The organism is Streptomyces sp. NA02950 (assembly GCF_013364155.1).
Lineage (GTDB): Bacteria > Actinomycetota > Actinomycetes > Streptomycetales > Streptomycetaceae > Streptomyces.
This window is the reverse complement of record NZ_CP054916.1, coordinates 3027408-3039830: the sequence shown is the minus strand read 5'-3', so window position 1 is coordinate 3039830 and position 12423 is coordinate 3027408. Positions and strand designations below refer to the sequence as shown.

The 12423-nt window shown below is 70.2% G+C and carries 9 protein-coding genes and 1 pseudogene; 7 read left to right on the top strand and 3 right to left on the bottom strand.

Annotated elements, in window-relative coordinates; translation table 11 throughout:
• The first annotated feature begins 231 nt into the window (after positions 1–231).
• From HUT19_RS12705 to HUT19_RS44250, 5 genes and pseudogenes are all read left to right on the top strand, one after another.
• The gene (locus HUT19_RS12705; RefSeq protein ID WP_176180580.1) at positions 232–1203 is read left to right on the top strand and encodes a tetratricopeptide repeat protein; all 972 of its coding nucleotides are present in this window, start codon (positions 232–234) and stop codon (positions 1201–1203) included.
• A 568-nt stretch (positions 1204–1771) separates the two neighbouring features.
• The gene (locus tag HUT19_RS12700; protein ID WP_176180579.1) at positions 1772–2389 is read left to right on the top strand and encodes a DUF6230 family protein; all 618 of its coding nucleotides are present in this window, start codon (positions 1772–1774) and stop codon (positions 2387–2389) included.
• A 138-nt stretch (positions 2390–2527) separates the two neighbouring features.
• Positions 2528–3058 (top strand): DUF6114 domain-containing protein, encoded by a 531-nt coding sequence (locus tag HUT19_RS12695; protein ID WP_176180578.1) that lies wholly within the window; start codon positions 2528–2530, stop codon positions 3056–3058.
• A gap of 73 nt (positions 3059–3131) precedes the next feature.
• A complete protein-coding gene (locus HUT19_RS12690) occupies positions 3132–4346 on the top strand; it encodes a hydrogenase expression protein HypF (protein WP_254885551.1) in 1215 nt (404 codons plus the stop codon).
• Between the two features lie 514 nt (positions 4347–4860).
• A pseudogene (locus tag HUT19_RS44250) lies at positions 4861–4992 on the top strand (tetratricopeptide repeat protein); the annotation flags it as partial.
• A gap of 111 nt (positions 4993–5103) precedes the next feature.
• Here the strand turns inward: HUT19_RS44250 and pyk are convergent.
• The 3 genes from pyk to pta all read right to left on the bottom strand — a co-directional run bounded on the left by pyk (position 5104) and on the right by pta (position 9854).
• On the bottom strand, positions 5104–6531 hold the full coding sequence (pyk, locus tag HUT19_RS12680; RefSeq protein ID WP_176180576.1) for a pyruvate kinase: 1428 nt from the start codon (positions 6529–6531) through the stop codon (positions 5104–5106).
• Positions 6532–6603: 72 nt separating this feature from the next.
• A complete protein-coding gene (locus HUT19_RS12675) occupies positions 6604–7749 on the bottom strand; it encodes an acetate kinase (RefSeq protein WP_176180575.1) in 1146 nt (381 codons plus the stop codon).
• Positions 7746–9854, bottom strand: a complete 2109-nt coding sequence (gene pta / locus HUT19_RS12670; RefSeq protein WP_176180574.1) for a phosphate acetyltransferase — start codon at positions 9852–9854, stop codon at positions 7746–7748. Before pta ends, HUT19_RS12675 begins: the two co-directional genes overlap by 4 nt.
• Before the next feature lie 211 nt (positions 9855–10065).
• On the opposite strand from pta, the gene HUT19_RS12665 reads away from it, so the two are divergent.
• Positions 10066–11091, top strand: a complete 1026-nt coding sequence (locus HUT19_RS12665) for a 6-phosphofructokinase (protein WP_176180573.1) — start codon at positions 10066–10068, stop codon at positions 11089–11091.
• A gap of 233 nt (positions 11092–11324) precedes the next feature.
• Positions 11325–12419 carry a hypothetical protein gene (locus tag HUT19_RS12660; RefSeq protein ID WP_176180572.1) on the top strand — a complete coding sequence of 365 codons (1095 nt, stop codon included), beginning with the start codon at positions 11325–11327 and terminating at the stop codon, positions 12417–12419.
• The last annotated feature ends 4 nt before the right edge of the window (positions 12420–12423 follow it).

Genomic DNA, 12423 nt, shown 5'->3' with positions numbered 1-12423 from the left:
GTCCGCGACCATACCCACTGGTGGCGGCGGAAGGCCTGGTGAGAGAGATCACCAGAGATCGGCGGCGGGAGAGAGGGGGGCGGGGGTGACGCGGGCGCCCCCGGCCGATTACGCTACGGCTCGTAGCGTAAGAGCGATGACCATGAGCGCCGGTTGGGGAGCCGGCGGGCCGGCCGGGGGGCCGGTTGACGCGCTTTTCCATTCACCGCGTGAAGAGGGGAGGATAGGACCATGCAGCCACGGAACATGTCCATGAGTGGAGTGGTCGACCTCGCCGCGGTGAAGGCGGCCGGAGAAGCGAAGCAGAAGGCGGAGAAGGCGCGGGCCGAGGCGGCCCGCACCGGCGGCGCGGCCGCGCCCGCCCGTCTGGTCTTCGATGTCGACGAGGCGGGTTTTCAGCAGGACGTCCTCCAGCGCTCCTCCGAGGTGCCGGTCGTCATCGACTTCTGGGCCGAATGGTGCGAGCCGTGCAAGCAGCTCGGTCCGATCCTGGAGCGGCTGGCCGGGGAGTACGCGGGACGGTTCGTCCTGGCGAAGATCGATGTCGATGCCAACCAGATGCTCTTCCAGCAGTTCGGCGTCCAGGGCATCCCCGCGGTCTTCGCGGTGATCGCGGGCCAGCCGGTGCCGCTCTTCCAGGGTGCCGCGCCGGAGGCGCAGATCCGCCAGGTGCTGGACCAGCTGATCCAGGCCGCGGAGCAGCAGTTCGGCATCGTGGGTACACCTGTTGAAGACGGCGCCGGGGACGGGGAGGCCGAGCAGGCCGTCCCGGAAGCGCCCGTTTCGCCGCATGACGCCGCGCTCGCCGCGGCCCATGAGGCGCTGGACGCGGGGGATCTGGGCGGTGCCGTCCAGGCGTACCGCAATGTGCTCTCGGACGACCCCGCCAACAGCGAGGCCAAGCTGGGTCTGGCGCAGGCGGAGTTGCTGGAGCGGGTTCAAGGGGTGGACGCACAGCAGGTGCGCAAGACGGCCGCGGACAGTCCCGCGGATGTCTCCGCCCAGATCGCCGCGGCCGATCTCGATCTGGTGGGCGGTCATGTGGAGGACGCCTTCGGGCGCTTGGTGGAGGCGGTTCGGCGCACGGTGGGTGAGGACCGGGAGAAGGCGCGGGTTCATCTCCTCGGTCTCTTCGATGTGATCGGCGGTGAGGACCCCCGAGTGGTCACTGCGCGTAGTGCGTTGGCGCGCGTGCTGTTCTGACCTCGGACTCCTCAAACAAGACAGCGACCGCTCTTTACCAAAACTTGGTAATCGCGGTCGCTGTTACTGCCAGTAAATACACCCCCGCGGTTTGTCCGGTCTTGGAGTAAATCTCCCTCTCTTTCCGGTCACTTGGCGACGACCCTGCGTACCCGGCCGCGACCAGGAGGCCGCACGACGGTTATCCGGCCGTTACTCGCTAGTAACGAACCCCTTGTGCCTCGGCCGCGAATGGACCACGATCGGCCAAGCTCGGTCCATCCCCCCGGCAGCCCGGCATCCGGTCGGTGCGTCGGCGCGGTTGGGTCCCCACCGAGTAGGTCGGCGGCAGTGGCGCCGGCCTTGGACAGGGGGGTCTCTGCCCCAACAGGCAGGGCCTGTCCAGGAGGTTGCGCGAGAAGCGTGGCCAGTGGTTGTCGCTCGGGGGTGATCGCCGGTGTTTTTTGCGGGTGCGGTAAGCGCCTGTGAGACGTGGGCGCTCTCCTTCCCGAGGACGTAGCACTTCTCCCATCCCAGGTCCGGGGCCATGGCCCCGGCCGGAGATGTACGTCCGAGAAGGAGGAAAGTCATGGAGTCTCTGGCTCGTGGCGGGACCAGATGGAAGCGGTTCGCCGTTGTCATGGTGCCGAGCGTTGCGGCCACGGCCGCGATCGGCGTCGCCCTGTCCCAGGGTGCGCTCGCGGCTTCGTTCAACGTGTCCGGCCAGCAGTTCAAGGTCACGGCCGACCGGCTCGACGGTAAGGGCTTCGTCCAGTACGGCGCCCTTGACACACAGCACGGCGGGAAGAACATCCCGGTCGCGGTCTCGGCGTTCAAGAACGCCAAGATCAAGGGGCTGTGCCAGTCCGTCGTGATCCCGGTCCCGGTCTTCGGCGATGTGTCGCTGAAGCTGCAGGCCGGCAACGGCGGCAAGCAGGTCGAGGCGAAGAACCTCTTCATCGACCTGGACCAGCTGGACGCGGATGCGACGTTCCGCGGGATCAACATCGGTGTCGCGGCGGGCGATTCGACCAAGGGCCCGGGCATCAAGAAGGGCGACAAGGCCCTTCCTGGTTCCTTTGCCCAGGAGGCCGACTCGGCCACGCTCACCGATGTGAAGCAGACCGCCTGGGCGACCAGCGCGGGCACGTTCAAGCTCTCCGGCCTTTCGATGAAGGTCAGCAAGGGCAAGAACGAGTGCTTCTGACGCGCTGAGCTGGAGGGTGGGGGGCCGCGGCGCTGCCCCTCACCCGGCATCGCCCAGCAGCGCGGAGGCGCCGCGCAACGAGTACCGCTGTAGCACACCGCGATCGCAACGATCGCCAGCCCCAGGGAGCTGTTTTCAATGAGTGCCGAGTCGCCGGGGGCGCGTGACCGTATCGGCCGCCTGCGGAGGTCCTTCCGGGCATGGCGCTGGCAGCGCCCGTTCTGGGCGGGGCTGCTGACCCTGCTGGCCGGGCTGCCGATCATGTATTTCCCGTACAACAGCCTCAGCGCGGGCGGGTTCACCATCAACCTGTCCACCACCGCCGGATCCGCGTCGCTGATCATCGGTGTGCTGTTGGTGATCCTGGGCCTGACCATGTGGTTCCAGCCCGCCGTACGGGTGTTCGCCGGAGTCGCCTCGATCCTGCTCGGCCTGGTGTCGCTGCCCGTGTCCAACATCGGCGGCTTCCTGATGGGATTCCTGCTCGCGCTGTTCGGCGGCGGGATGAGCGTCGCCTGGGCACCGGGCGAGACTCCCTCGGCGCAGCCCGCCAACGGGCCGGGATCCGCGCCGGAGGACGACGAGGACGGTGACAGCGTGCCGGAACCGGCCGGAGCCGGGACCGCACCGGACCAGGAATCCACCAATGGGAGGCACCGTGCGGGGTGACCAGGAGCAGCCGGAGGGCGCAAGCGCGCGCCGGGCGAGAACGGGACCGCGGCACGCGGCACCCAGGAAGTCGATGCTCACTCGCCTTCAGGTGCCCGCGGGCAAGGCCATAGCACTGGCCGCCATGCCCACCGCGGTGCTCATGGGCATGGGGCTGACCCCCCAGCTCGCTTCGGCGAGCCCCCGGCCCGAGGACCGATACAAGGCCGGGCCGTGTGTGTCCCAGCCTGACGAAGCAGATAAGGCAGATAAGGCAGGCAAGGCGGACTCGAAGGATTCGGCGGAGTCCAAGGACCCCAAGGGGTCCGAGGACACCTCCGGCTCCAAGGAGGACGGCGGCACCCCGGCCCAGAAGCCGGACCCCACGCCGAGCCCGTCGAAGGACACGTCCACGCCCAAGCCGTCCCCGTCCGGCTCGTCCTCGGACTCCGCGGACGACGAGGAGTCGAAGGAGCCGAGCGCCTCGCCGAGCCCCTCGGAGTCCGAGTCCAGGAATCCGCTGGACCCGCTGGGCGTCGGGGACAAACTGCACGACATCTTCGATCCCGACGACAAGGAGGAGTCCGCGGAGCCGAGCGCTTCGCCGAGCCCGTCGGAGTCCAGCGAGCCCGCCCCGTCTCCGTCGTCCGAGAAGCCCGCCGATCCGGTCAAGGACACGGTGGACAAGGTCGGCGACGGGGCCAAGGACACCGCGGACAAGGCGAGGAAGACGGTCGAGGACACCAAGGACGCGGCCGAGAAGGCCACACCGAAGCCCTCTCCGTCCGCCTCGGAGTCCGGTGGCAAGGACGGCAAGGAGTCCTTCCCCTGCCCGGAGTTCGACGCCGACGCGTACAAGAACGCCGAGACCGAACCGACCTCCAGCCTGCTGCCCGACGACCCCTGGACCCTCAAGAGCAGCCTGCTGAGCCTGCACGGCCTGGACTACAAGGGCATCGTGGAGGTCAAGACACACAGCGGGCAGGTCAAGAAGGTCCTCAAGTTCACCGCCAAGGGCGTGGACATCAAGGACCTGCACCAGATGGTCATCGGACCCGCCGGCACCACCACGCATGTGGCGGCGCGCGAGGGGTCCACCTCGACCATCCGCAACGGCACGGTGACGATGTACACCGAGGAGCTGTCGGGCAACCTGCTGGGGATCATCCCGATCACCTTCAGCCCGAAGAGCCCGCCGCCGCTGAACCTCCCGGAGGTCTTCTTCACCAAGGTCACCGTCAAGCAGGCCGGCCAGTTCGGCGGCGACCTGACGGTACCGGGGATGCACCTGTACAAGACCGGGGAGTGACCCCGCGACACACAGACCCGTTCGGGAGCCGCAAAACCCTCTTTCGGGAGGGAACGCCCGTGGGCACCAACTGCGTTGCGCATCGGTGCCCACGGGCGTATTCGTGCGCACCGGGGCCTATGATTACCTTGAGTGTCCGAACGGACGCGCTCCATGTCGCTCGGGAGTGCGTGGCTTCGGGAGTGCGTCGGGGGAAACGGGGGACAGCGGGTGAGCCGCTCCAGCGCGGCAGCCGGAACGCGGCGCTGCTCGCCCTCGGCCAACAACCGCGCCCACGGCCGCGCCGCCGACCGCGCCCGGTTCGAGGCGGCCGTGGCGCTGTGCGAGGCCGGGCGGTACCAGGGGGCGTCCGAGGGCTTGAGGGCACTGCTGGAGGAGCAGCGGGCCCTGTTGGGCGCGGACCACGAGGAGACGCTGCGCAGCCGTCAGTGGCTGGCGCACAGCCTCGGCGGGGGCCGGAGCCCCGGCGGAGGCTGCCCGGCCGCTGCGGGAGATCCACGCCCGGCAGCTGGGGGTGCTCGGCGCGGACCATCCGGACACCCTGCGCAGCCGTCAGTTCCTCGCCGTCAACCTGGGCGAGTCCGGGCGGCGTCCGGAGGCCGTCAAGATGCTGCGGCTGCTGCTGATCGACCGTCGGCGGGTGCTCGGCCCGGACGACGTCCACACCCTGCGCACCCGGCATGTGCTGAGGTCCGCCGGGGAACGGCGACGGCCGGACTCCGAAAGGAGCCCGGCCGCTCGCTGTCGCGGGGGAGGGTTACCGGCTCTCGCCGCCCAGGTGGTGCACCCGCACCATGTTGGTGGTGCCGGGGACACCGGGGGGCGAACCAGCGGTGATGATCATGGTGTCGCCCGCGGAGTAGCGGCCCAGCTTCAGCAGCTCGGCGTCGACCAGGTCCACCATCGCGTCGGTGTTCTCGACGTAGGGCACCACGAAGGACTCCACGCCCCAGCTCAGCGTGAGCTGGTTGCGGGTGGCGGCGTCGGTGGTGAAGGCCAGGATCGGCTGCTGGACGCGGTAGCGGGAGAGCCGCCGGGCGGTGTCACCGGACTTGGTGAATCCCACCAGCGACTTGGCCCCCAGGAAGTCGGCGATCTCGCAGGCCGCGCGGGCCACCGAACCGCCCTGCGTCCGGGGCTTCTTGCCCGGCACCAGCGGCTGGAGGCCACGGGAGAGCAGCTCCTCCTCGGCGGCCTGGACGATCCGGGACATCGTCTTGACGGTCTCGATCGGATACGAGCCGACCGAGGACTCGGCGGACAGCATGACCGCGTCCGCACCGTCCAGGATCGCGTTGGCGACATCGGACGCCTCGGCGCGGGTCGGACGGGAGTTGGTGATCATCGACTCCATCATCTGGGTCGCCACGATCACCGGCTTGGCGTTCCGGCGACACAGCTCGATCAGCCGCTTCTGCACCATCGGGACCTTCTCCAGCGGGTATTCCACCGCCAGGTCCCCACGGGCCACCATCACGCCGTCGAAGGCCGCGACAACATCGGCCATGTTGGCGACCGCCTGCGGCTTCTCGACCTTGGCGATCACCGGCACCCGGCGGCCCGCCTCGTCCATCACCCGGTGCACATCGCGGACGTCGGCCGCGTCCCGGACGAAGGACAGCGCGACCATGTCGCACCCCATGCCCAGGGCGAACTTCAGGTCCTCGATGTCCTTCTCGGACAGCGCCGGGACATTGACCGCCGCACCCGGCAGGTTGATCCCCTTGTGGTCGGAGATCACCCCGCCCTCGATGACGATGGTCCGCACCCGCGGGCCCTCGACCGCGGTGACCCGCAGCTCCACATTGCCGTCGTTGATCAGGACCTGGTCGCCCTTGGAGACATCGCCCGGCAGCCCCTTGTAGGTGGTGCCGCAGATGGTCCGGTCGCCGGGGACGTCCTCGGTGGTGATGATGAACTCGTCGCCGCGGACCAGCTCCACCGGGCCGTCGGCGAAGGTCTCCAGTCGGATCTTGGGGCCCTGGAGGTCGGCCAGCACGCCCACCGCGTGCCCGGTCTCCTCGGACGCCTTGCGGACGCGGTGGTACCGCTCCTCGTGCTCCGCGTGACTCCCGTGGCTCATATTGAATCGGGCCACGTTCATCCCGGCCTCGATCAGTGACTTCAGCTGGTCGTAGGAGTCGACGGCGGGGCCCAGGGTGCAGACGATTTTGGAACGGCGCATGAGGCTGATCCTATCGGTTTGTTTCGCAGCGGAATATTTCAGGCCGGAGAAGGACGGACAACAAAACGGCGGCTAGTCGCTGACCAGGTCGAACGTCTGGCTGGCGATCTCCAGCTCTTCATCGGTGGGCACCACGGCCACCGCGACCCGGCTGCTCTCGGCGGAGATCAGCCGTGCCCCGGAACCGCGCAGCGCGTTCCGCACCGTGTCCACCTCGACACCGAACGCGGTGAGCCCGCCCATCGCCGCCTCCCGTACCGCCGCGGAGTTCTCTCCCACACCGGCGGTGAAGGCGATGGCGTCCACCCGCCCGAGTACCGCGGTGTACGCGCCCACATACTTCCGCAGCCGGTGGATGTAGATGTCGAAGGCGAGCTGTGCTTCGGAGTCGCCCTCGCCCATCCGGCGGCCGATCTCGCGCATGTCGTTGTCCCCGCACAGCCCGAGCAGCCCGCTGCGCTTGTTCAGCAGGGTGTCGATCTCGTCGATGGACATCTCGCCCACCCGGGACAGATGGAAGATCGCGGCCGCGTCCAGATCGCCCGAGCGGGTGCCCATCACCAGGCCCTCCAGCGGGGTGAGCCCCATCGAGGTGTCCACGCACTCCCCGCCGCGCACGGCCGAGGCGCTGGCCCCGTTGCCCAGGTGCAGCACGATGGTGTTGAGCTCGGAGACGGGCCGGTCCAGCAGGGCCGCGGTGGCGCGGGAGACATACGCGTGCGAGGTGCCGTGGAAGCCGTAGCGGCGCACCCCGAACCGGTCGGCGGTGTCCACGTCGATGGCGTAGCGCGCCGCGGCCTCCGGCATCGTCGAGTGGAACGCCGTGTCGAACACCGCGACCTGCGGCAGGTCCGGGCGCAGCTCCCGGGCCACCTTGATCCCGGTGACATTGGCCGGGTTGTGCAGCGGGGCCAGCGGGATCAGCTTCTCGATCTCCTCGACCACCTCGTCGGTGATCAGCGCGGGCGTGGTGAACCGGGTGCCGCCGTGCACCACCCGGTGGCCGACCGCCGCCAGCTCCGGCGAGTCCAGCCCCAGGTTCTGCCGGGCCAGCTCGTCGGCGACCTGCTTGAGGGCGGCCGCGTGGTCGGCGACCGGGCCCTCGCCGATCCGCTCCACGATGCCGGAGGCGAGCCGGGTGCGGTCGGTCATGTCCAGCAGCTGGTACTTGACCGACGAGGAGCCGGAGTTGAGGACGAGGACGCGGGAGCCGTTCACGCGGACTGCACCTTCTGTGTCGGGGACGTCGTGGATGTCGGGGGCTGCGCCTGGATGGCGGTGATGGAGACGGTGTTGACGATGTCCTGGACGAGTGCCCCGCGGGACAGGTCGTTCACCGGCTTGCGCAGACCCTGGAGCACCGGGCCGACCGCGACGGCGCCCGCCGAGCGCTGGACGGCCTTGTAGGTGTTGTTGCCGGTGTTCAGGTCCGGGAAGATCAGCACGGTGGCCTGGCCCGCCACCTCGGAGCCGGGCAGCTTGGTGGCCGCCACCGCCGCGTCCACCGCGGCGTCGTACTGGATGGGGCCCTCGACCAGCAGGTCCGGGCGGCGCTCGCGCACCAGCTCGGTCGCCTTGCGGACCTTGTCCACATCGGCGCCGGAGCCGGAGGTGCCGGTGGAGTACGACAGCATCGCGATCCTCGGCTCCACCCCGAACTGGGCGGCGGTGGTCGCCGACTGGATGGCGATGTCCGCGAGCTGCTCGGCGTTGGGATCCGGGTTGACCGCGCAGTCGCCGTACACCAGCACCCGGTCGGCCAGGCACATGAAGAACACCGACGAGACGATGTGGGCGCCCGACGCGGTCTTGATGATCTCGAACGCGGGCCGGATGGTGGCGGCTGTGGAGTGCACCGCGCCCGAGACCATCCCGTCGGCCAGCCCCTCCTGCACCATCAGGGTGCCGAAGTAGGAGACATCGGCCACCACGTCGTACGCCAGTTCGTAGGAGACGCCCTTGTGGGCGCGCAGCCGCGCGTACTGTTCGGCGAAGCGCTCGCGCAGCGGGGAGGTCTGCGGATCGACGACATCGGCGTCCGCGAGCTGGATGCCCAGTTCGGCGGCGCGCTTGCGGACCGTGTCCTCCTCACCGAGCAGGGTGAGGTCGCACACATCCCGGCGCAGCAGCACATCGGCCGCCCGCAGCACCCGCTCCTCGGTGCCCTCGGGGAGGACGACCCGGCGGCGCTGGGAGCGGGAGCGCTCGATCAGCTCGTGCTCGAACATCATCGGGGTGACCCGGCCGGAGCGGGCCACCGCGATCCGCTCGGTGAGCGCCGTGGTGTCCACATGCCGCTCGAAGAGGCCGAGCGCGGTCTCCGCCTTGCGCGGGACGCCCGCGGTCAGCTTGCCCTCGACCGCGAACAGCTCGGCCGCGGTCGGGAAGGACCCGCCCGCCACCGACGCCACCGGGGTGCCCGGGGCCAGCCGCGAGGCGAGCGCCAGGATGTCCGGGCCCGGCCGCTCGTCCAGGGTGAGCAGCACCCCGGCGATGGCCGGGGCACCCGCGCTGTGCGCGGCCAGCGCGCCCACGATCAGATCGGCGCGGTCCCCGGGCGTCACCACCAGACAGCCCTCGGTGAGCGCGGGCAGGAAGCTGGGCAGCATCGCGCCGCCGAAGACGAAGTCCCGTACGTCCCTCGAGAGTCCGGAGTGATCGCCGAGCAGTACCTCGGCGCCCAGGGTGCGGACGATCTGCGAGACGGTGGGCGCCGACAGCGCGGCGTCCTCGGGCAGCACGTAGCAGGGGACCGGCAGCCGGGAGCCCAGCCGCTCGGCGATGGCCTCGCGGTCCTCGGCGGCGACCCGGTTGACCACCACGGAGACCACGTCGCAGCCCTGTGCCTCAAAGGCCCGGTAGGCGTTGTGCGCCTCGGCGCCGACGGACTCCACGGTCTGGTTCTGCCCGCCCACCACGGTGATCACCGAGGCGCCGAACTCATTGGCCAGCCGTGCGTTGAGCCCCAGCTCGTCGGGGAGACTGGTGGCCGCGTAGTCGCTGCCCAGCACCAGGACGTATTCGTACTCCCGGGCCACCTCGTGGAACCGGCCGACCAGCTGGGAGACCAGCTCGTCGCTGCCCGCCTCGGCCTGGAGGGCGGCCGCGGCCTCGTAGGTCATGCCGAAGACGGACGCGGGGGACTGGCTCAGCCGGTACCGGGCCCGCAGCAGCTCGAAGAGGCGGTCGGGGTCGTCGTGCACCAGGGGCCGGAAGACCCCGACGCGGTCGACATGGCGGGTCAGGAGTTCCATCACTCCCAGCTCGACGACCTGGCGTCCGTCGCCACGCTCGATCCCGGTCACGTACACGCTGCGCGTCACGCGTGATCTCCGTTTCCTCGGCGTTCCTCGGGTGTTGTCCTGGCCTGCGTCCTTCGGACGCAAATTGACCACATTGTATGGCCCAGTCCTCTTGACAATACCTGCGGCCGTGATTATGGCGCTCGCCGATGCGAGGGATACAGCACCACCGCGCCCATGAAACAATCGGACTGGCTCAGATCTACCCGTAGGGAGCAGGAGACACAGCACGATGCGCATCGGAGTTCTCACCGCAGGCGGCGACTGCCCCGGCCTCAACGCTGTGATCCGGTCGGTCGTCCACCGCGCGGTGGTCGGCCACGGCGACGAGGTGATCGGGTTCGAGGACGGGTTCAAGGGCCTCCTCGACGGCCGTCACCGCAAGCTCGACCTCGACGACGTCGGCGGCATCCTCGCCCGCGGGGGCACCATCCTCGGCTCCTCCCGGCTGGAGCGGGCCCGGCTGCGCGAGGCGTGCGAGACCTCCAGGGACCACGCCCGCGACTACGGCATAGACGTGCTGATCCCGATCGGCGGCGAGGGCACCCTCACCGCCGCCCGGATGCTGTCGGACGCGGGGCTGCCGATCGTCGGGGTCCCCAAGACCATCGACAACGACATCTCCTCCACCGACCGCACCTTCGGTTTCGACACCGCCGTCGGCGTCGCCACCGAGGCCATGGACCGGCTGAAGACCACCGCCGAATCGCATCAGCGGGTCATGGTCGTCGAGGTCATGGGGCGGCACGCGGGCTGGATCGCCCTGGAGTCCGGGATGGCCGGCGGTGCCCACGGCATCTGTCTGCCGGAGCGGCCCTTCGAGGTCGACGCCCTGGTGAAGATGGTCGAGGAGCGCTTCGCGCGCGGCAAGAAGTTCGCGGTCATCTGTGTGGCCGAGGGCGCGCACCCCGCCGAGGGCTCCATGGACTACCAGAAGGGCGAGATCGACCAGTACGGCCACGAGCGGTTCGCCGGGATCGGCAACCGCCTGGCGGCCGAGCTGGAGCGGCGTCTCGGCAAGGAGGCCCGTCCGGTGATCCTCGGCCATGTGCAGCGCGGCGGCACCCCCACCGCGTACGACCGGGTGCTCGCCACCCGCTTCGGCTGGCACGCCGTCGAGGCCGCGCACCGCGGTGACTTCGGCATGATGACCGCGCTGCGCGGCACGGACATCACGATGGCGCCGATCGCCGACGCCGTCACCGAGCTGAAGACCGTTCCGGTGGACCGCATGGACGAGGCCGAGTCGGTCTTCTGATCCACCCGCGTCCGCCCTTTCCCGCGTGATTTCCCGCGTGATTTCCCGCGCGATGTGACGGCGGCTGTGACCGTACCCCCGTGGATGGTTACGGCCGCCGCTCGTTTTTCATCCCTTGACGAAGTTCACCCTTGAACAATCGACGTGAGTGAACAAGGCTGTCCCCGTGTCCGGGACACGCCCCGGACCTGTCCCGGACAGCGCCGGGACACGCCCGCGGGGGAGAACCACAGATGGCCGAGGTCGTCAGCGCTCCGGATCCACAACACGCCCGGAGCCCCGAGGAGTTCATCGCCCGGATGCGGGCGCTCAAGGACTGGTCGCACCTGACCGCCCGGGAGTTGGCGGTGCGCGCCGACGCGGCCGGGGACGTCCTGCCGCGCAGCACGGTCGCCCGTATGCTCGGGCGCGCCACGCTGCCGCGCGAGGAGCAGGTGGCCGCGTTCGTCCGGGCCTGTGGGGTCGGGTCCGCCGGGCTCACCGTCTGGCTGTCGGTCCGTGCGGACCTGGCGGCCGGTGCCGTGTCCGGCCACGGCGGCGGTTCCGCCGCGGCCGCCGCCACGTGCCGGGCCGTGCCCGCCGTCGCCCCGGTCCCGGCCCCGGCCCCGATCCCGGCCCCGGCCGTGGACGTGGACGAGGACGAGGACGAGGACGCCGTCCTGCCGGAGCCGTCCTTACCCCGCTCGCGTGCGGTGACACTGCTCTCCGTCCTGGCACTGACCGCCACCGTGGTGGCCATCGCGGTCACCACCCGCGGCAGCCACCACGGCGCACCGGCGGGGCAGAAGGCGGAACAGCGGCAGGAGGGCGCACGGCAGGAGCCGGGCACCGGAACGGCCTCGACCTCCGGCGCCGCGCTGCCCGCGCCCGCCCCCGGGGGGTACCGGATCCGGGCCGTCCATTCCGCGCTCTGTTTCTCCGAGCGCGAGGGCGACCGCACCGCGTGGGTCTATCAGGCGCCGTGCGCGGACGTTCTCCCCGACTTCTCCCTCGAGCGGCTGGACGGCGGATACTGGCGGATCGCCACCCGGCACTCCGAGCACGGCCCCGGCTGCTCGGGGATCACCGCTCGGCGAAAGGTCCCGGGGGCCTTGCTCGTCAACGACTTCTGCGACTCCCGGGGCTCGGGAGAGACGTTCCGGCTGGAGCCCGTCGACCGGCCCGTCACCGGTTTCCGGCTGCGGCCGGTCCACAGCGACTTCTGTCTGACGGTGCCCGGCGGCGGCACCGAACCCTGGGACCATGTGGTCCAACTCCCGTGCCGGGCGGGCGAATCGGGGCAGGTGTTCCGTTTCGACCGGGTGCCCTCCGGGGCGAACCCTGGCTGACGCG

Coding starts and splice junctions, on each gene's coding strand:
- HUT19_RS12695 (WP_176180578.1), top strand. CDS start 2,528: ATGAGTGCCGAGTCGCCGGGGGCGCGTGACCGTATCGGCCGCCTGCGG.
- HUT19_RS12660 (WP_176180572.1), top strand. CDS start 11,325: ATGGCCGAGGTCGTCAGCGCTCCGGATCCACAACACGCCCGGAGCCCC.
- HUT19_RS12705 (WP_176180580.1), top strand. CDS start 232: ATGCAGCCACGGAACATGTCCATGAGTGGAGTGGTCGACCTCGCCGCG.
- HUT19_RS12690 (WP_254885551.1), top strand. CDS start 3,132: ATGCTCACTCGCCTTCAGGTGCCCGCGGGCAAGGCCATAGCACTGGCC.
- pyk (WP_176180576.1), bottom strand. CDS start 6,531: ATGCGCCGTTCCAAAATCGTCTGCACCCTGGGCCCCGCCGTCGACTCC.
- HUT19_RS12700 (WP_176180579.1), top strand. CDS start 1,772: ATGGAGTCTCTGGCTCGTGGCGGGACCAGATGGAAGCGGTTCGCCGTT.
- HUT19_RS12665 (WP_176180573.1), top strand. CDS start 10,066: ATGCGCATCGGAGTTCTCACCGCAGGCGGCGACTGCCCCGGCCTCAAC.